The following is a 17,842-nucleotide window of genomic DNA, read 5'->3' as shown; positions in this document are numbered from 1 at the left end:
GTCGATAGCTGCCGTTTTTTTATCCGCGGGCCGCTCGTCGACATCGATCCGTAGCGAGTACGCCGAATTGCGTTGCCCCTGTTCGTCCCGTCGTATCGTTACGAACTCGTTCGTTTAGTTCCCGCGCCAGTTGCGGATCGCGTCGTTGACCCGACCGGGGAAGCCGAGTACGCCCAGCCCGGTCCCGATCGTGACCATCACGACGTACAGCCCGAGCGTCGAGAGCCAGAGAACGAGCATCGCGGCGATGGCCCAGCCGCCCGAGAGGAAGAAGAAGGCCCCAAGCGTCATGATCGTCCCGTAGAGCAGGACGAGGTACGGCCCCCATCCGGTGGCATGGCCCCGCCTGATGCGCTTTCTGACGTAGCCCTTCAGGTCGGATTCGACGTCGTCCTTGTCGACGGTTTTCGACTCGATGTCGGCCTGGAAGGTGTCGAGGTCGCTTCTGAGCGAACGCACCTCGTCCTGCAGGCCGACGACGTCGGGTGCGGGCCCGCGGTTTCCGGTGGCGGCCTCGTCGTCGGCTATTCGCGTCGAGTCGGTCGCCTCGTCGGTCTCGTCGCCGATGTCGGGGCTCGGGCCGCGCGCGGAGTCCGTCGCTGCGCGCGCGCCCTCTCCGTCGGCGATCGGCGTGGTCGTTTCGCTGGTCTCTTCGCCTGCGCCGTCCGTGTCGTTGTCGCGGTTCATGAGTACTGAGTTGAGTACGGCTCCGAGGATGATCAGAACGCCGCCGATATACAGCCAGGTAAGCAAGAGGAGGACCCCGCCGATCACGCCGTAGGCCTCGTACTGGCCGGCGTTCGAGGCGTACAGCCCGAACACCGAGTGCAGCGCCGCCCACCCCGCGCCCGCAAGGATCGTCCCCGGGATCGCGTCGCGCACGGTCAACCCGTCGACGTCGGGCATGAAGTAGTACATCGGGAGGAAGACCACTGAGAGCGCGATGAGTGCGAACAGTGGCGTGACGTAGCCGATGAAGGGGATCGCGGGGACGAGCGCGAAGACTGTCCCGAGCGCGAGCATTCCCAGGACCGCGATCAGGATCGAGAGAAAGACGATCAGGGCGTTGACGATCTGTCCGATGATCGACTTATCGCCACCGGAATCGTAGACGATCGAGAAGGCGGTATCGAGGCCCCTGAACAGCTTCAGCGCGCTCCACAGCAACACGCCCGTGCCGGCGAGGGTCGCCCCGCCCCGCCCCGTCTCGCCAGTGATCGCCCCCTCGATAGCCTCCTGGCCCGCGGGTGCGAGGAAATTGCTCGTCTGATTGAGGATCTGATCCGCGAGCTCCTGACCTCCGATCGCGCTCACGGCGACGAAACAGAACAGCAACAGCGGGATGAGCGAGACGAAGGCGTAGTACGCGATGCTCGCCGCAAGGAACGTGGCTTCGTTCTCCTGCACCTCCTCGACGACGTCACGGCCGATACCGACGGCGCTCCTCATGCGACGATTCACACCGGGATTGGGTCGGGCAGATACAAATACTCGGGGGATGTCATTCGCAAGCCCCCGCCCCCGTCGTCATCACCACGTCCCGGATCTCCTCGACGGTCGCGTCGGTTTTGAACGCGGTTCCGTGGTAGTGTGCCCGCGCGGCATCGTATCCGGCCTCGCGGAGCGCTCCGAGGAACTCGTCCATCGATTCTGCGGGCCGGCCCCACTCCTTACAGAGGCGGTGCTGGTCGTAGTGGGTCGGGTAGTCGAGTTCGCCGGCGATCGCGTCGACGAGCCGATGAGCGCGCTTCGCACTGCCCCACTCCTCGTCGATGTGTTCGCCCACTCGCTCGACGAATTCCCGATTTCGGATCGGCCCCAGCCAGACCGGCCCCGCCGTCAGTGTTCGGTTTGAGTCACATAGCGGGCAACCATCCCACGGGTCGGCGATCAGCCCCTCCGTGACCTCGCGATGGAGACAGTCCTCGCAGTGATCGAGATACCCCAATTGCTCGATCGCCGCGTTGCCATCGGTCGCGCTGTGTTCCAGATCGAGGTAGGTTCGCACGTAGTGGCGGGTGACGTGACTGAAGATCGGGACGACTCCGACGTCGTAACGTGCGGCGGTGCGAGCGAGCGCCGACAGCAGGATTCGCAACCCCATCTCGGAGTGATAATCGGTGTTCTGGGGGACGGCGCTGTACTTCCTGACGCCGCTCTCGAAGTGCGCGCCACAGAGCGGGGCGGTGTCGGTCGCGGTCACACAGACGAGGTTGCGGGCGTTCGCGAAGGCGGCGTCCGCGAAGGGGATCGGCGTGCCGTAGGGGTCGAGATCGACCACGTCGAACAGCCCCTCGTGAAGCAGGGCGTTGGCGTCGCGGTTTTCCACCGTCCCGTTGAGGTCGTTGTGTTCGAGGTTCTCCCGACAGAGCGCGGCGTTCTCGGTCTTGTAATCACACAGCGTCGCGTCCCAGCCGTCCGCGGCGGCCCGCACTCCCCGGATACCGGACGCGCTCATCGCGTCGAGATACCGCTCGGCCCGGGGTTCTCGGTCACGGTACGCGCGGAGGGCGGCGATCGTCAGGTCGCGATTCAACTCCTGATCCGGGTTGTAAAACGCTTCTCCAGTGTGGATCTCGACCCCGCCCTCGCGTACGCGCATGGCTCTCCGTCGGTGGCGAGCGGGGGAAAAGCCATGCGATCCCCGGCCGGAACCGAACCGGTTTAGCCACCCCCGTTCCAACCCCCGGTGTGTCCGATCCGGTCGGTGCGTGGCGCGAGGAACTCGCTGAAACCGGGGCGATCACCGGCCCGGTAGCCGAGCGGATCATCGAGGTTCACGGCGACCGGGGGGTGCGGGCCATCGAGGCCGTCACCGAGGGACGGATCAAGCAGTACCGCGATTTCACCGTCGTCGTCGGCCACGACGAGGAGTACGTCGTCGAGGATGGGGGTTGTACCTGCAAGGACAGCGAGTACAACCTCGACTCTGAGGACCCAAGCGAGCGCTGTTGGCACGCGCTCGGGGTGGTGATCGCCGAAGCCACCGGGAGGGTCGACGAACACGACATGTGGTACTCCGAGGTCCGGAGCTTCCTCTGAAGGCCCTCGTAATCGCTTGGCAGTCGAAAATTGCAAAGCAATTTTCGGGTCCACGAGAAACGCAGCTGCGTTTCTCGGGACAGCGATTGGTCGCGCTTTTCATTTCCGACCAGGTACCGCCTAGTCGCGGCGCCTGATCACGCGCCGCTTCCGGGAACGCCAGCCCTTCCCCGCCCCGCTTATGCGGTCGCCGAGTTGGCGACCGCCCTCGCGTCGGCCGCCGTACCGTGACCGCCCCCACGGCAGTCGATACACCGAAACCCCCTCGCGTTCAGTCCCCGACATGAACCCACGGCTCGCGCGGATCTCGCTGTTCTCGATCAAATCCCTCGACGCCTTCGAGCCCGAGCGTGCCGAGATCACTTCTTCGGGACCTATCGCGGGCGACAGACGCTACGCGATGGTCGACGGCGAGGGAGAGTACGTCAACGGCAAGCGGACCCCGGCGGTTCACCGTCTACACACGGAATACGACGGCTCCGATCGGGTCCGCCTCGCGAGCGACGGGGACGGTTCCCACGAGTTCGCACTGGAGGACGGGGCCGATCGCGAAGGACTCGCCGAGCGCCTCTCGGAGCATTTCGACAACCCCATCGAGCTGATCCGTGACGAGACCGGGATGCCCGACGACACCGAGATCCCCGGCCCGACGGTCATCAGTACCGCGACGGTCGAGGAAGTCGCCTCGTGGTTCGACCTCGGTATGGAGAGCGTTCGGCGGCGCTTTCGTGCGAACCTCGAGATCGAGGGCGTGCCGGCCTTCTGGGAGGACCGCCTGTTCTCGGATCACGGCCGGGTCGTCGACTTCTCCATCGGGAGTATCCGCCTCGCGGGTGTCAACCCCTGTCAGCGCTGTGTGGTCCCCTCGCGCGATCCCGACACCGGCGAGGAACTCGAAGCGTTTCGGAAGCGTTTCATCGAGAAACGCCGCGAGACCCTACCGGAGTGGACCGATTCGGACCGGTTCGACCACCCGTTCCGACTGATGGTTAATACTCATGTTGTAGAAGTCGGGGGAATAGTGATCGGCGATCCCGTCGAGATCCACGGCGAGCGTGACGGGTAGTTAGTATCCGGATTATTGCGGTTTCAGCGCGTTCACGTAGGTGTTGCCGCGGGCGTTATCGGCCCCGATGTAGACGAACAGGACGGCGTTCACGAGTGCGAGTACCGTGACGAACGTCCGTGCAATTGAACCATCGACCGACGGGGAAACGAGGAGGCCGAGTGAGAACGAAAGCCCGACGAGCGAGAGCCCGACGCCGAACGGGACGTACCAGCGGACCGTACGATCGTCAATCGAAAACGCGTCGATTACGCCACCAACGAGAAGCAGTGCACCGGCGAGCACGAACGTGAGGAGCTGTACGAGCGCTGCTGGATCCGACGGCCACCCGCCCCAGATCACAAAGATAGCGAAGAGAGTGAGCAGGACGATGCCGAATCCGGTGGGGAACTTCCGCATGGCTACTGATTCAGTCGAAATATAATAACAGTGCCGGCCAGTCGACTCCCACGCCGCCTTAGAGGACGATTGACCAGATGGCCACACCGGCGAGAAACGACACGACTGCGAACAGCACGACCCCGGCTACCCGGGCGTTCGATGGTTCGGTATCGAGATCGACGTGGCGGCCGTCAACGGCTGTCTGAAGCCCGATCCAGACGAGCGATCCACACCCGAAAATCGCACAGATCCCGAGAATCCACCTCATCACCCCGGATTCGTAGAAGGCGCTTTGAACCATCGATCCGCCGACGGAAACCCCGAGTAACACGAACGCGACGCCGACGAGGACGTTCCAGTCGAACTTTCGCGACCCTACCTGAACTGAATCTCGGAGCGCACCGACGATCAGCAGCGTCGCCGCGATCGTAATCGGGCCCATCGAGACGAGCGTGGTCGGATCGGTAAGCGCCTCGGGAAAGGCGAGGAAGTAGAGGCCGATGAGCAGGAACATGAACGTACCGACGTAGGGAAGGCTCCGTTTCATACCATATGATACATTTGATTATCTATTCGGATGGGCAGAATCGATTTCCCCGACGGTGATGTTCTATTCCTCGGCACAGATCCCGACGAAGTTGCGCAGGATCTGTAGGCCCGTCTCGCCGCTCTTCTCGGGGTGGAACTGCGTCCCGAAGACGTTGCCCGCCTCGTTTGCGACGACCGCGGGGAACTCGATTCCGTAGTCGGTGGTGGCGACCACACTAGTAGGATCCTCGGGCTCGGCGTAGTACGAGTGGACGAAGTAGGCGTGTTCTCCATCTACGCCCTCCACGAGCGGGTGCTCACGTTCGACGTGCAGCTCGTTCCAGCCCATGTGGGGGACCTTCTGTCCCTGGTCGAACCGGAGGTTCGTCCCGGGGATCAGGTCCAGCCCCCGAACGTCGCCCTCGCCGTCGTGGGCGGCTTCTTCACTATTCGTCAGCAGCATCTGCATCCCGAGACAGATTCCAAATACTGGCTGGCCCCGCTCTGCAGCCTCTAGAAGCGGCTCGCGGTACGGCCCGGCGTTCTCGACGCCCTCGCGGAACGCCCCGACGCCCGGCAGGACGATCCCGTCGGCCTCGGCGAAGTCCTCGGGATCGTCGGTGATCTCGACTGCGGCGCCTGCCCGTTCCAGCCCGCGGGTGACGCTGCGGAGGTTCCCCAGCCCGTAGTCGACGATGACGACCTCCGCGAGCGTTTCCGGAGCGTCGGCCGCCTGCGTGTTCATGCTCACGGGTCGGCCTACGTCCCTCGCGCTAAAGGTACTTTCCGTCGTGTTAAAACGAGTCCAGTCGGGACTGGTCGTTCCCGCCCGCCCCGATCAGTGCCGCGGCCTCCTCGATCGTCGACTCGAAGGTCGCCTCCTGCGAGCGGTCGTAGAGCATTGCGGCGGGATGAACGCTGATGAGGACTGTCCTCGACTCGCCGCCGATCCGGCAGTCCTCGACCGACCCGGCCTCCTTCGTCACCGCCACGTCGCGTTTCAAGAGGTGTTCGGTCGGCACCTTCCCGACGGTCATGACGAGCTCGGGATCGACCAGTTCGATCTCGTGTTCGAGGTAGCCCCGACAGTTCCCGAGTTCCTCCTTGGTCGGATCACGGTTCTCCGGCGGCCGACAGCGCACGCAGTTGGTGATCCGGACGTCCTCGCGGGCGATTCCGAACTGGCCCAGCTTTTCGTCGAGTTCGGCCCCGCTCCGGCCGACAAAGGGCTCTCCCTCGCTGTCTTCCTGTTCGCCCGGCCCTTCCCCGACGATCAGCAGATCGGTGTCCTCCGGGCCGACCCCGTTGACGATCCGCGAACGGGATTCGACGAGCGCGGGACAGCGCTCGCAGTGGGTCACGCGGGGTCCGTCCATGTTCTCCATGGCCGCCGTTTCGACGGCCGCCTACAAATCCTCTCGGAACCGGTCTGCCGCCCGTGCGGCCAGCCGTGCGACCCGCAGCGGCTCGGGCCGCCCGCCCTCGGGCGTCAGCGCCCGCAGAAGCTCGCGGGCCTCTCCGGAATCGAGGCCGACGCCCCGCCAGAACAATGCTTCGTCGTTCACCTCGATACGCTCACGCGGCGGTTGACGCTCGTAGATCGCGAGCCGGCATTCGAGCGCGTCGTCCGAAAAGGCCTCTCGGAGGGGCGTTTCGAGGCCTGCACTCTCCTCGAAACTCACCGCACAGACGGGGCGGTCGACCCGCTCTGTGAGTTCGTGTAGATCGACGAGGTTGAACCACGCGGGGGCGATTCCCGCGAGCAGGAGGTACTGAACGTCCTGGCGGTCGAGTTCGAAGCAAAGCTCGCAAACGGCGTCGCATCCATCGAGACCGCCGACGGTGAGCGAACCGAAAACGAAACCGTCGACGACCCGATCCGCGCGCACGACTGCACCGGCCAACGTGCTCGGATCGCCGGACGAGCGCTCGCCGCGGTAGGACTCGGCGATGCCAAGCACCCGGCTCCCGGACCTCACTCCTCTTTGATCTCTTCGAGCTGCGAGATGAGCTCGTCGTTCGAGGCGCCGTTGTCGAACGTCATCGCACCGTCGTGGGTGTGTTCGTTCGTGTCGACACCGTCGTCGTCTTCGAAGTCGGTGTCGTAGTCCTGGTTCTCCTGTTCGGATTCATCGTAGCTCCCAAAGCCCATACAGGATCATATAGTGTAGCCGTTCACTAAAAATCTACGCCGCTGGAAGATCCCCGACCGCGGAAACACCGCGACCGTCGATACGCGGTACAACCCTTATACGACCGGCCGCCGAGATACCGGCATGGCCGTTTACAACCTGACCGCCGACGCCGAAACGTTCACCTGTAACGTCTTTCTGGTCACCGGCGAGGAGACGACGCTTATCGACGCCGGCACCGTACCGGGGGTCGTCGACGCGATCGAAGAACGCGTCGAGGACCTCGATCGGGTCGTTCTCACCCACCAACACGGCGATCACGTCGAGCAGCTCGATGCGGTGCTTAAAGCGTTCGATCCCGACTGCTATGCGTACGCCGACCACCCCCGTCGAACGCACGAACTCGCGGACGGCGATACCGTGCGGATCGGCGACGAGACCTGCGAGGCGATCTACACGCCGGGCCACGCCGACGACCACCTCGCGTTCGTGAGCGAGTCGACGATCTACAGCGGCGACGTCGTCGTTCACGACGACGGCGCGTTCGATGACGGTAGCTTCGGGCGCACCGACATGACCGGCCAGTCCCGGGAGGAGCTGATCGAGAGCGTCCGTCGGATCCTCGATCGACTCCCCGAGGACGTCGAGGACATGTACGCGGGCCACGGCGGGGAGTTCCATGGCGACGTCCGGACAGTGATCGAGCGCGCGCTCGAACGCGCCGAACGGCGCGAGCCGAAGTACCCTGACGGATAAGGAAAGTCGGAACGGACTGCCGCCGGGTGGCCCTTTTATCCGGTCGGGTGTCGAAGGGGTGGTATGGAGATCACGGACGCCACGGAGGAGGACGTCGAGACGGTCAAGGACGTCGCACGGCGCTCAATGGAGGCCTCATATGCACTCAGTCCCGATGCGATCGAGGGGATCCTCAACGATCAGTTCAACCCCGACCGGCTGGCCGACCTGATCGAAAACGAGGAGAGCGTGTTGCTCGTCGCGAAGGACGAAGGCCACGTCGGTGGGTTCGTCGAGGCCGAGATCAACGGGGAGAAGGGGACCCTCCACTGGCTACACGTCGCAACCGAGTTCCGCGGGATGGGGATGGGATCGGGGCTGTTCGAGGCCGCCCGTGACCGTCTCCACGAGGCGGGCGTCGAGAGCGTTCGCGCCCGCGAGCTGTCCGACAACGCCGAGGGACAGGGATTCTTCGAGTACTTCGGCTTCGAGAAGGCCGAACAGGAGCGCATCGAGATCGCAAGCGAGGACCTCATCGTCGATATCTTCGCCGAGAACGAATCGGAGACCGAGGACGAGGACGAAACCGATAGCGAACCTCAAGAGACCGTCGAGACCGACGACGGGACCGTCCACATCGACCGAAGCGAGGAACTGGCCGGCGAGAGCGGGCCCTTCTTCGTCGCCTACGCCGACGAGGAGTACGACGAGCAGTACGGGTTTTACTGTGGGAACTGCGAGTCGATAGTCGAGGCCGTCGACAGCATGGACCGCATCGAGTGTGGGACCTGTGGCAACCTGAACAAGCCCGACGAGTGGGACGGCGGCTACCTCTAACCTGCGGACGGCATCCGTCCGGTGTAGAAACCCCTATTTGGGATAAGGACCTTCGGAAACCATGGCGACGATCACCGATTTCCAGGTACCCATAGAGCAGTTCGCTCTGGGAACTACCTTCGCTCGGGTCTCGGATCTGTACGTCGAGATCGAGCGCTTTGCCGCACAGGAGGCCGATTCTGCCATCCCCTTCGTCTGGGTGCAGGCCGGCGAGTTCGAAGCGTTCGAGGCGGCGTTGTCCGAGGACCCCTCCGTCGAGGCGTTCACAACGCTCGCCGAGTTCGACGGCGAGCGCTTCTATCGTATGAACTGGGTCGACGAGGTCGACCTCGTCGTCCACCTGTTGCTCGAGGAGGACGGCGCGATCACGCAGGCCCGTTGTGGCGGCGATACGTGGCACCTCCAGGTGATGTTCCCCGATCACGACTCGCTGTCGCGAACCTACGAGTTCTGCGAGGAGAACGGACTGGAACTCACCGTCGATTCGATCTACCGGCTCGACAACGACGACGAATCGCAGTTCGGGCTCACCGACTCGCAGTACCGAACCCTCTCGACGGCCAAGGACGAGGGCTACTACGAGGTTCCCCGGGAGACGACGATGTCAGAACTCGCCGAGGAACTCGACGTCTCCCACCAGGCACTTTCCGAACGACTTCGACGGGCCCACGGCAGCCTCGTCGACCGGGCGCTTTCGGCGTCGAAAACCCAACACGAGACCGATCAATCGGTTCGAAAGCCAAACTAACGCCTACCAGTCGACGCTCAGCGTCCCGTCGCCGTGGGGATCGGGGGCGATCTCCTCGTCGGTACGGCGGTCGACGACGTGTATCACGCCGCGGTCCTTCTTCGCCGGACAGAGTTCGGCCGCCCGCACGTTTTCATCGAGTTCCTCCTCGGTGATGAAGTACGACCGGGGCTTTGCGATCCCCGTCTCGAAGTCGAGTTCCCAGTTCCGGGAGGCCTCCGCGCATTTCCCCGCGCCGAAGCACTTGTTGGCCTCGAAGACGATCTTGTAGGGTTTCTCCTCTACCGGCGGGGCGTCCGTCTCGCCGATCTCGCTCGCGCGGACGACGCCGTCTGAGTCGCTCATATGCGTAGAAAGCGCCGGATGGGCTTTCCGGTTACGGTTCCGGGACCGACAGTATGAGGGCGGTTCGTGGAGACGTTCGGATCTGTCGCTCGTACTCGCGGTCGTCCTCTGGATCAGCGGGTTCGTCCCCGAGGCGTACTGGAACGGGGCGTTCGCGCCCGTGTTCGTCGGGCTGACGATTGCGGTTTCGCTGTGGATGCTCGTCGGCGCGCGCCGGTACGCGTAGGGTTATTCGTCGATCGTAACCGATTCGATCTCGATGGTCGTCGTCGGCTTGTCCTGGGCGTCGGTTTCGGCGCTCCCGATCGCCTCGACGACGTCCATCCCGTCGATTACCTCGCCGAAGACGGCGTGGCGGTCGTCGAGGTGGGGGGTGGGTGCGAGCGTGATGAAGAACTGCGAGCCGTTGGTGTCGGGGCCGCTGTTGGCCATCGAGAGGGTGCCCGCCGAATCGTGGCGCAGCTCGTCGTGAAACTCGTCGTCGAAGCTGTAGCCCGGTCCACCCCGTCCGGTGCCCGTCGGGTCGCCGGTCTGGATCATGAACTCGTCGATGATGCGGTGGAACTCGACGCCGTTGTACAGTCCGTCGCCACGGACCTCACCGCTTTCCGGGTCCTCCCACGTCGGGGTGTCGGGGGCCGGTTCGTCGTTCGCGGCCGGGTCGTGCTCGGCGAGGTTGAGGAAGTTCTCGACGGTTCGGGGCGCGCGCTCGTCGTAGAGCTCGATCTCGATGTCGCCCTTCGTCGTGTGCAGCGTCGCGGTAGTCATGTCTGGTCAGTCGTCGAGGCCGCGTAAAACGCTGATGATCGTGGTCAGCTCGCACGCGGCGGGTGCAGCGCGACCGCGTCCACAATGGCCAACGCGCTGATCAGGGACGCCCCGACGAGCGCCGTGTGGGTGCTGATCGCGAGGGTGGCGCTCGCGACGAACGCGAGGAGGAACGCGAGCGGAACGAGCCACAGCACGAGGTCGTATCGCGAGACGGGCGCGAGCGCCGAGTCGAACCGTTCGACGGGCCGTACTGCGACACCGTTTCGATGACGCATCCGTCCTGTCATCGGTCTCACCTCGTCGTATTATTCGTGGTGGATTTACAAAAATCCTGCTCGGAGTACCGAGGTTGATGTAGCCGCCGCCCGCAGGGCCACTATGGCAACCCACAGCGCCGAGCGGACGACGCTCGCCCGCCTTCCCTCCGGGATCGCGGTCGAGACGACGATCCACCGCTACCGCGGCGAGCGAAGCGGGCCGACGATCTACATGCAGGCCGCCCAGCACGGCCGGGAGGTAAACGGTGTCGAGGTCCTCAGGCGAGTCCACGACCGCCTCGCCACCGTGGGGCTGGCCGGCGAGGTGATCGCCGTCCCCGTCGCCGACCCGCTGACCTTCGACCGGGTCTCCTACACCACGCCAGAGGTCCTCGACAGCGTCAACGCCAACATGAACCGGTCGTGGCCCGGCGATTCGGACGGCACCCTCCACGAGCGCATGGCCGCGACCCTCTGGAGCGAGGCCCGCGAGGCCGACGCGATCGTCGACCTGCACACTGGAAGCCCCGATATGCTGACCCACGTCGTCTTCATGAAGGGCAACGAGGAGTCCCGCGCGCTCGCGGCGGCGTTCGGCTCCGACCTCCTACTGGCCGAGCGCGCCGGCGAGGAGGCCAACGAGGAGTGGGACCGGCGGGGCTTCGACGGCAAGCTTCGGGTCGCGGCCACACGAGCGGGAATCCCCTCGATCACGCCCGAACTCGCCCATAACAAACAGCTCGTCGAGAGCGCGGTTGAGGCCGGCGTCGAGGGTACGCTGAACGTGCTTCACGATCGGGGCGTCCTGTCGGGCGAGCCCGAGCCCGCGGGCAAACGCCGACTCGCGCGAAACCACCTCGGGCGGGTCACCGCAGACGATTCGGGGCTGTTCCGTGCCGACCCCGATCTCGAACTCGGTGCCGAGATCACGGCCGGAACCCATATGGGAACGGTCTACGATCCGACGAGCTACGAGGTGCTCCAGGAGGCGGTCGCCGACCGCGACGGAATCCTCTATGCGCTGACCAAGGAGGCGACCGTCACGGGCGGCGAGAAGCTCGCGAACGTGGCACTTCCCTTGGAGGACTAGAGCGCGGCGACGTCCTCACGCAGGCGTTCCGCGTACTCCAAGCGGATTTCGCGGGCGCGCTTGCGGTCGATCTGTTCCTCGCTCGCGATCTCCTCGGAGAGGGGAGCGTAGCGTTCGGACTCGATTCCCATCACGTCGAGGTAGCGCTCGACGGCGGGGGTCCGGCCGTCGACGATCGCCTCGCGGGTGAGATCGCGCAGCTCCTCGAACGCGGGGATCGTGACCCGTTCGTCGTCGATTCCCGGTTCACCGCCGATTTCGAGGGGGCGGTCCTCGAGCGAGGAGATCGCCCCGGTGACGTCGCCGAGCAGGGAAAGTAGCTGGCTCGGGAGGGCGGTGTCGGGTGCGCGCCACTCGACGGTCGGCGAGCCGAGCCGCAACCGCACGGGGGTGAGGACGCTGTTTTCGGGTTCGATATGCGTCTCGAAGGTCACCGTGTCGACCCCTCGATCGACTGCGAGCGCGCGGAGTTCGTCGTAGGCGTCGGCGAGCCGGGCGTTCCACTGGTTCATCGACTCGGTGTACTCCCAGAGGTCGCGATACCGGGAGAACTCCCGTCCCGTCTCGTAGCGATAGACGTACGCCCGCGATGAGTGGGCGAGGCGCCGCCCGTCGTAGTACGGCGAGGAGGCCACGAGTGCGAGGACGGGGTCGAGCGCCGTCAACAGGTTGAGCTGGTCGGGCACCGCGCGCTTATCGAAGTGGACGTGCGTGCCCGCACAGTGTTTCGCGTACTCCAGTCCCTCGCCGTAGAGCCGTTCGAGCAGCCGACCCCGATCGGAGATCGCGGGCATCGTCTCTGAGACCAGCGGCGTCCCGAGGGGAACGAGGTGTTTCTCCGCCCCGTCTGCGGCCGCAAGCCCCACCTCGAGGACCTCCCGCAGGTCGCGACGCACCTCGTCGAGGTCCTCCCTGGGCGGCGTCTCGAACTCGACCATCGGCGCGACGAACTCGTGGCAGATCCGGTCGTGGGCGGCGACGACCTCCTCGCCGGCACAGAGCCGCCCGTCCGAATCGACCACCCAGTACTCGATCTCCATCCCCACGGCCATCCCGGTTCCCGGCTCGTTCATACCGTTGAGGACTCATCCGGGGCCGAATACACTGTCGGTGGCTCGGCCCGAATCACGGGGCATCGAACACCCGGGGCCCTAACCGCTTCGCTACCCCCCACACCCCGCCGGTTGGCGGACCTCTATTTCGACCCGCCACCATGTCTGTCCGTGAACCCACTATGTCCGAGATGAGAGCCGTCCGCGTCCCGGAGCCCGGCGCGGAGTTCGAGGTGATCGAACGCGAGATCCCCGAACCGGCAGCCGACGAGGTCCGCATCGAGGTCGAGGCCTGCGGCGTCTGTCACAGCGACGTCTTCGTCAAGGAGGGCCAGTGGCCCGGCGTCGAGTACCCTCGCACCCCCGGCCACGAGATCGCCGGATACGTCGACGAGATCGGGGCGGACATCGAGGAGTGGGAGGCGGGCGACCGCGTCGGCGTCGGCTGGCACGGCGGGCACTGTTTTACGTGTGAGCCATGTCGCCGCGGCGACTTCATCGCCTGCGAGAACGCAGACGTCACCGGCATCGACTTCGATGGCGGGTACGCCGAGTACGTCGTTGCACCCCACGAGGCACTGGCGGCGATGCCCGAGGACCTCGAGGCGGCGAGCGCCGCACCGCTTCTGTGTGCCGGCGTGACGACGTTCAACTCCCTGCGAAACAGCAGCGCCGAACCGGGCGACCTCGTCGCCGTCCAAGGCGTCGGCGGTCTGGGACATCTCGGTATCCAGTACGCCGACGCGGCGAGCTACGAGGTCGCGGCCCTCTCGCGGGGCACTGAGAAACGCGAACTGGCGCTCGACCTCGGTGCCGACCACTTCGTCGATAGCGAGAATGAGGACCCCGCCGAGGCGCTCTCGGAACTCGGTGGCGCGAGCGTGGTTCTGGCGACGGCGCCGAGTGCCGATGCCATCTCGTCGGTCGTCGGCGGACTGGACGTCGAGGGCGAACTGCTCGCGATAGCCGTCCCAGGCGAGGAGGTCCCAGTGTCGGTTCAGCCGCTCGTCCAGGGCCGTCGGCGCGTCCAAGGCTGGCCCTCGGGAACCGCCCGGGACTCCCAGGACACTCTCGAGTTCAGCGCGCTGCAGGACATCGAGGCGATGATCGAGACCTACGACCTCACCGAGGCCGAGGCGGCCTACGAGTCGATGCTCTCGAGCGACGCCCGGTTTCGGGCCGTCATCGAGCCGTAGATCAGAACGCCCGCAGGTCGTCGAGGACGGCTTCTGCATTCCCGTCGTCGATCGCCTCGCGGGCCGTCTCGAGTCCCGCGTCGATCGATTCTACGTCCCCGCGGGCGTAGATCCGCAGGGCGGCGTTGAGCGCGACCGCGTCGGCGAAACCGTCGGTTCGATCGCCCGAGAGGACCTCGCGCGTGATGGCCGCCGAATCGTCACCGACGTCTGCGACCTCGAGGTCCTCGCTCTCGAAGTCCATGCCGTACTCCTCGGTTTCGATCTCGAAATCCGAGAAGTCGCCGTCGCGCCATTCTGCGACCTTCGTCAGTCCCGGCCGGACGTCGTCGTAGCCCTCCATCCCCTGGAACATGAGCACGCTCGAGAGTGACTGGTCGCTTCGCTCGAAGGTCTCAACGATCCGCTTTGCAAAGGGCAGGTGATAGAAACTACCCAGGTGGACGTCGGCGTTCGCGGGGTTCGCGAGCGTCTCGATCGTGTTGACGAAGGTTCGCACGCCCATCTCGTCCCGTCGCTCGAAGAGGGTCCCGATCCCGGGGTTGAACTCGGGCTGGTAGTAGAAGCCGAAGCCCGTCCCGTCGACCATCTCGGCGCTTTCTTCAGGACTGATCTCCGTCCGAACCCCGAGTTCGTCGAGCACGTGCTTGTAGGCGGTCGCCTTCTGCGTGGGAACTCGATCGCCCGAATGGGTCACGACGGGCGTGCCCGCACCGGCGGCGACACACCCCGCGGCGACGCCCAACAGCGCGGAGCTGTGCTTGCCGTCGTAGTTCGCCCCGCAGTCGACGGGGTCGCAGTCGGGTTCGCCAGTGCGAACCGACTCGCGCATCACGTCGGTGAAGGCCGCCAGTTCCTCGGCGGTGTTTCGCTTCCAACGGTTCGCGAGCCAGAACGCTCCGAGGGTAGTGTGGTCGGGCTCGCCGTCGAGAATGCGCCGGAAGGCTTCTGCGGCCTGCTCGTAATCCATGTCGTCGGCGGACTTGTGTCCCGAACCGACGACCTCGCTCATCAGCCGCTTGAGCGGCCACTCGCCGTATTCCTGGGTCGCTTGTGCCATGGGAGCGTCTTGGAGCGGCGGGCGCAAAAACGCTCGCCTTCGCTCCCCGAACGCCGTACCGTGGGTCACGATATCATCCGTCTATAACGGAACGTTTCCCCGGTTGCTGGTCGCTTATTCGAGCGGGGCCCGTATCCACGGGCGCAATGGTAACTACCGGCGAGACGGCGCCGTCGATCGCCGCGACGGTCGCAAACGGCGAGGAAGAGTCCTTCGAGCTCGACGATCACCTCGGCGACGGACCGGTCGTGCTGGCGTTTTTCCCGGGAGCGTTCACGCCGCCATGTTCGAACGAGATGGTCGCCCTACAGGACGATCTCGACGGCTTCGAGGAGCACGGGGCGACCCTGCTCGGCGCCAGCGCCGACTCGGCGTTCTCGCTGAACGCCTTCCGTGAGGAGTACGGCATCGAGTTCGATCTCGTGAGCGACATGAGCCGCGAGGCGATCGACGCCTACGGGCTGAAGACCGACATCGAGGACCTCGGCCTGTACGGCGTCGCCAACCGTGCGGTCTACGTGCTCGACGCCGCCGGCGAGATCGTCTACGAGTGGGTCGCCGACTCCCCCGAAAACGAGCCCGACTACGAGGAACTGCTCGACGCGGTCGGCTCGATCTGAGACGGGGCGACCGGCCGACGACCGTTCGAGAGCGAAACTGATACTCGGGATCGGTCCCTAGCGGGTCTAATGACACTCACGGCGGACTGGCGAGCCGACCTCGACGGGGTCGACGCCGCCCTCATCGACGGCTTTCAGAGCGGCTTTCCGGTCGAGTCTCGGCCCTTCCGTCGGGTCGGGGAGGCTATCGGGGTCGGCGAGGACGAGGCGCTCGCGCGCGTCGAGGCGCTCGTCGAACGGGGCCTCGTCCGCCGGTTCGGCGCGGTGCTCAACCCGCCGGTGATCGGCTCCTCGACGCTCGCGGCGGTTCGTGCCCCCGAGGGCCGATTCGAGGAGATCGCGGACGTGATCAACGCCTACCGACAGGTCAACCACAACTACCGTCGGGACCACGAGTGGAACATGTGGTTCGTCGTCACTGCCGGCTCGCGGGAGACGCGCGACGCGATCCTCGCGGAGATCGAGGAACGAACCGGCTGTACGGTGTTGAACCTCCCGATGCTGACGGATTTCTACATCAACCTCGAGTTCCCCGTGGTCAACGCGGACCGCTTCGCCCGCGAATCGGCCTCGGGGACGGGGGAGATCGAGGCGACGGTGATCAGCGAGGAGGCGACGGGCGGGCTCTCGACCCTCGATACGCGCGTCCTCCTCGAGATCCAGGGCGGCCTGCCCCTCTCGTACACCCCGTACGCCGACGTGGCCCGGACGGTGGGTGCCGAGGAGCGTGCGGTTCTCGATTCGATCCGCGGACTGCTCGATACGGGCTGTATCAAACGGATCGGCTGCGTGATCAACCACCTCGTGACGGGCTTCGACGCGAACTGCATGGTCGTCTGGGACGTCCCCGACGACGAATTGGACGCGCGCGGCCGGGCCGTCGGGGCGCTACCGTACGTCACGCTGTGTTATCACCGCCCACGCCGGAGCGAACTGGGTTGGGAGTACGACCTCTTCACGATGATCCACGGCCGGGAGCCGGCGGCGGTCGACGCTCAGATCGACGAACTCGCCGCGGAGTATCTGCCCTACGACCACGAGCGTCTCTACTCGACGGAAACGTTGAAACAGACGGGCGCACGCTACGAGGAGTTGCTCTCGGGATGAATCGAGCCCGAGCGGCCCCCGATCAGAACAGCAGTTCGTCGTCGTTCTCGACCATGTAGAGGGTTCGCGCGGCGATGTTGACCGCGTGATCGCCGACGCGTTCGAGGTCCCGGATCGTCAACAGCAGTCGCGAGACGTCCTGGAGCATGTCCTCGATCTCGCTCTCGTCGGTGCCGTCGCCGAGCTCGGTCTCGATCAGGTCCCGGACGACGATCTCGCTCGCGCGTTCGCAGCGCTCGTCGACGTCGTCGTCGCGGTCGTTGATCCCGTAACACGACTCGATGTCCTCAGCGGCGTAGGCCGCCATTGCGTCCTCGATCATCTCCAACGTGACGCTGCCGATCCCCTGGACGTCGACGTCGGGGTAGAGGTTTCGGGTCGCCTGTTTGGTGTAGTTGCCGAGGTTGGTCGCGAGGTCGGCGATCCGTTCGAGATCGGTGATGATCTTGAAGGAGGCGGCGATAAAGCGCAGGTCACCGGCGACGGGCTGTTGGAGCGCGATCAGGTCCGTACACTGGCGCTCGAGTTCGAGGTACATCTCGTTGACCTCGGCGTCGCGCCCGATCACCTCCTCGGCGAGCTCCTCGTCCTTGTCCTCCAGGGCCGCAAGCCCCATGCGGAGGCGTTCCTGGACGACTTCGCCCATGTAGAGGACGTCCTCGCGCAACTCGTCGAGCTTCTGCTGGTATTCCTTTCGAGCCATTCTTATCCGAACTTACCCGTGATGTAGTCTTCAACCCGTTGGTTCTCGGGGTTCTCGAAGATTCGATTGGTGTTCCCGAACTCGACGAGCTCGCCGCCGGTCAGGAAGACGGCCGTCTTGTCGCTGATGCGGGCGGCCTGTTGCATGTTGTGGGTAACGATCACGACCGTGT

At 65.2% G+C, this 17,842-nt stretch carries 24 protein-coding genes and 1 pseudogene; 9 read left to right on the top strand and 16 right to left on the bottom strand.

The features are described from left to right. Positions 1 to 114: 114 nt before the first annotated feature. The gene (locus EAO80_RS00785) at positions 115 to 1,449 is read right to left on the bottom strand and encodes a YihY/virulence factor BrkB family protein (protein WP_122088043.1); all 1,335 of its coding nucleotides are present in this window, start codon (positions 1,447 to 1,449) and stop codon (positions 115 to 117) included. 52 nt (positions 1,450 to 1,501) lie between these two features. Further along, positions 1,502 to 2,602 carry a tRNA (guanine(26)-N(2))-dimethyltransferase gene (locus EAO80_RS00780; RefSeq protein ID WP_122088042.1) on the bottom strand — a complete coding sequence of 367 codons (1,101 nt, stop codon included), beginning with the start codon at positions 2,600 to 2,602 and terminating at the stop codon, positions 1,502 to 1,504. 89 nt (positions 2,603 to 2,691) lie between these two features. On the opposite strand from EAO80_RS00780, the gene EAO80_RS00775 reads away from it, so the two are divergent. Then, a complete protein-coding gene (locus tag EAO80_RS00775) occupies positions 2,692 to 3,042 on the top strand; it encodes a hypothetical protein (RefSeq protein ID WP_122088041.1) in 351 nt (116 codons plus the stop codon). A gap of 120 nt (positions 3,043 to 3,162) precedes the next feature. Here EAO80_RS00775 and EAO80_RS19335 read toward each other — a convergent pair whose 3' ends face one another. Beyond that, a complete protein-coding gene (locus tag EAO80_RS19335; protein WP_162993820.1) occupies positions 3,163 to 3,327 on the bottom strand; it encodes a hypothetical protein in 165 nt (54 codons plus the stop codon). Between EAO80_RS19335 and EAO80_RS00770 the strand changes: the two genes are divergently transcribed. Continuing rightward, complete coding sequence (locus tag EAO80_RS00770; protein ID WP_122088040.1) at positions 3,326 to 4,108, top strand: MOSC domain-containing protein; 783 nt, start codon at positions 3,326 to 3,328, stop codon at positions 4,106 to 4,108. The genes EAO80_RS19335 and EAO80_RS00770 overlap by 2 nt on opposite strands. Before the next feature lie 12 nt (positions 4,109 to 4,120). On the opposite strand, the gene EAO80_RS00765 is transcribed toward EAO80_RS00770, so the two are convergent. From EAO80_RS00765 to EAO80_RS00740, 6 genes are all read right to left on the bottom strand, one after another. Beyond that, complete coding sequence (locus EAO80_RS00765; RefSeq protein ID WP_122088039.1) at positions 4,121 to 4,507, bottom strand: hypothetical protein; 387 nt, start codon at positions 4,505 to 4,507, stop codon at positions 4,121 to 4,123. 58 nt (positions 4,508 to 4,565) lie between these two features. Next, positions 4,566 to 5,036 carry a hypothetical protein gene (locus EAO80_RS00760; protein WP_122088038.1) on the bottom strand — a complete coding sequence of 157 codons (471 nt, stop codon included), beginning with the start codon at positions 5,034 to 5,036 and terminating at the stop codon, positions 4,566 to 4,568. A 63-nt stretch (positions 5,037 to 5,099) separates the two neighbouring features. Next, positions 5,100 to 5,762, bottom strand: coding sequence for an imidazole glycerol phosphate synthase subunit HisH (hisH, locus tag EAO80_RS00755; protein WP_122088037.1), 663 nt, complete (start codon positions 5,760 to 5,762; stop codon positions 5,100 to 5,102). A gap of 49 nt (positions 5,763 to 5,811) precedes the next feature. Beyond that, a complete protein-coding gene (locus EAO80_RS00750) occupies positions 5,812 to 6,402 on the bottom strand; it encodes a uracil-DNA glycosylase (RefSeq protein WP_122088036.1) in 591 nt (196 codons plus the stop codon). A gap of 21 nt (positions 6,403 to 6,423) precedes the next feature. Beyond that, on the bottom strand, positions 6,424 to 6,996 hold the full coding sequence (locus EAO80_RS00745) for an endonuclease dU (protein ID WP_122088035.1): 573 nt from the start codon (positions 6,994 to 6,996) through the stop codon (positions 6,424 to 6,426). Then, positions 6,993 to 7,169, bottom strand: coding sequence for a DUF5786 family protein (locus tag EAO80_RS00740; RefSeq protein WP_122088034.1), 177 nt, complete (start codon positions 7,167 to 7,169; stop codon positions 6,993 to 6,995). Before EAO80_RS00740 ends, EAO80_RS00745 begins: the two co-directional genes overlap by 4 nt. A gap of 124 nt (positions 7,170 to 7,293) precedes the next feature. Here EAO80_RS00740 and EAO80_RS00735 point away from each other — a divergent pair, with 124 nt between their 5' ends. The 3 genes from EAO80_RS00735 to EAO80_RS00725 all read left to right on the top strand — a co-directional run bounded on the left by EAO80_RS00735 (position 7,294) and on the right by EAO80_RS00725 (position 9,469). Further along, positions 7,294 to 7,905 (top strand): MBL fold metallo-hydrolase, encoded by a 612-nt coding sequence (locus tag EAO80_RS00735; protein ID WP_122088033.1) that lies wholly within the window; start codon positions 7,294 to 7,296, stop codon positions 7,903 to 7,905. A gap of 63 nt (positions 7,906 to 7,968) precedes the next feature. Then, the gene (locus EAO80_RS00730; RefSeq protein ID WP_122088032.1) at positions 7,969 to 8,721 is read left to right on the top strand and encodes a GNAT family N-acetyltransferase; all 753 of its coding nucleotides are present in this window, start codon (positions 7,969 to 7,971) and stop codon (positions 8,719 to 8,721) included. Positions 8,722 to 8,782: 61 nt separating this feature from the next. Continuing rightward, positions 8,783 to 9,469 (top strand): helix-turn-helix domain-containing protein, encoded by a 687-nt coding sequence (locus EAO80_RS00725; protein ID WP_122088031.1) that lies wholly within the window; start codon positions 8,783 to 8,785, stop codon positions 9,467 to 9,469. 3 nt (positions 9,470 to 9,472) lie between these two features. Here the strand turns inward: EAO80_RS00725 and EAO80_RS00720 are convergent, their stop codons facing one another. The 3 genes from EAO80_RS00720 to EAO80_RS00710 all read right to left on the bottom strand — a co-directional run bounded on the left by EAO80_RS00720 (position 9,473) and on the right by EAO80_RS00710 (position 10,872). Further along, on the bottom strand, positions 9,473 to 9,814 hold the full coding sequence (locus EAO80_RS00720; protein WP_122088030.1) for a ferredoxin: 342 nt from the start codon (positions 9,812 to 9,814) through the stop codon (positions 9,473 to 9,475). 228 nt (positions 9,815 to 10,042) lie between these two features. Continuing rightward, a complete protein-coding gene (locus EAO80_RS00715) occupies positions 10,043 to 10,582 on the bottom strand; it encodes a peptidylprolyl isomerase (protein ID WP_122088029.1) in 540 nt (179 codons plus the stop codon). A 44-nt stretch (positions 10,583 to 10,626) separates the two neighbouring features. Then, a complete protein-coding gene (locus EAO80_RS00710; protein ID WP_162993819.1) occupies positions 10,627 to 10,872 on the bottom strand; it encodes a hypothetical protein in 246 nt (81 codons plus the stop codon). Between the two features lie 91 nt (positions 10,873 to 10,963). Here EAO80_RS00710 and EAO80_RS00705 point away from each other — a divergent pair, with 91 nt between their 5' ends. Beyond that, on the top strand, positions 10,964 to 11,932 hold the full coding sequence (locus EAO80_RS00705) for a succinylglutamate desuccinylase/aspartoacylase family protein (RefSeq protein ID WP_122088027.1): 969 nt from the start codon (positions 10,964 to 10,966) through the stop codon (positions 11,930 to 11,932). Here EAO80_RS00705 and EAO80_RS00700 read toward each other — a convergent pair. Then, complete coding sequence (locus EAO80_RS00700) at positions 11,929 to 13,005, bottom strand: glutamate-cysteine ligase family protein (RefSeq protein WP_122088026.1); 1,077 nt, start codon at positions 13,003 to 13,005, stop codon at positions 11,929 to 11,931. The two genes, EAO80_RS00705 and EAO80_RS00700, sit on opposite strands and share 4 nt — an antisense overlap. 170 nt (positions 13,006 to 13,175) lie before the next feature. Here EAO80_RS00700 and EAO80_RS00695 point away from each other — a divergent pair, with 170 nt between their 5' ends. Next, on the top strand, positions 13,176 to 14,180 hold the full coding sequence (locus EAO80_RS00695) for an alcohol dehydrogenase (protein WP_122088101.1): 1,005 nt from the start codon (positions 13,176 to 13,178) through the stop codon (positions 14,178 to 14,180). A gap of 1 nt (position 14,181) precedes the next feature. Here the strand turns inward: EAO80_RS00695 and EAO80_RS00690 are convergent, their stop codons facing one another. Beyond that, positions 14,182 to 15,240 carry an anthranilate phosphoribosyltransferase gene (locus EAO80_RS00690; RefSeq protein ID WP_122088025.1) on the bottom strand — a complete coding sequence of 353 codons (1,059 nt, stop codon included), beginning with the start codon at positions 15,238 to 15,240 and terminating at the stop codon, positions 14,182 to 14,184. Positions 15,241 to 15,386: 146 nt separating this feature from the next. Here EAO80_RS00690 and EAO80_RS00685 point away from each other — a divergent pair, with 146 nt between their 5' ends. Beyond that, complete coding sequence (locus EAO80_RS00685; RefSeq protein ID WP_122088024.1) at positions 15,387 to 15,860, top strand: redoxin domain-containing protein; 474 nt, start codon at positions 15,387 to 15,389, stop codon at positions 15,858 to 15,860. A 69-nt stretch (positions 15,861 to 15,929) separates the two neighbouring features. After that, positions 15,930 to 16,967: a siroheme decarboxylase subunit beta gene (gene ahbB / locus EAO80_RS00680; RefSeq protein WP_122088023.1), complete on the top strand. Its 1,038-nt coding sequence runs from the start codon at positions 15,930 to 15,932 to the stop codon at positions 16,965 to 16,967. Between the two features lie 22 nt (positions 16,968 to 16,989). On the opposite strand, the gene phoU is transcribed toward ahbB, so the two are convergent. Further along, positions 16,990 to 17,670: a phosphate signaling complex protein PhoU gene (phoU, locus tag EAO80_RS00675; RefSeq protein WP_122088022.1), complete on the bottom strand. Its 681-nt coding sequence runs from the start codon at positions 17,668 to 17,670 to the stop codon at positions 16,990 to 16,992. Between the two features lie 2 nt (positions 17,671 to 17,672). Continuing rightward, positions 17,673 to 17,842 (bottom strand): annotated as a pseudogene (locus EAO80_RS20170) (phosphate ABC transporter ATP-binding protein); the annotation flags it as partial.

Origin of the sequence: Halalkalicoccus subterraneus (genome assembly GCF_003697815.1) — an archaeon.
GTDB classification, from domain to species: Archaea; Halobacteriota; Halobacteria; order Halobacteriales; family Halalkalicoccaceae; genus Halalkalicoccus; species Halalkalicoccus subterraneus.
The sequence above is the reverse complement of the archived record's forward strand: the minus strand, read 5'-3'. Positions and strand labels throughout refer to the sequence as shown.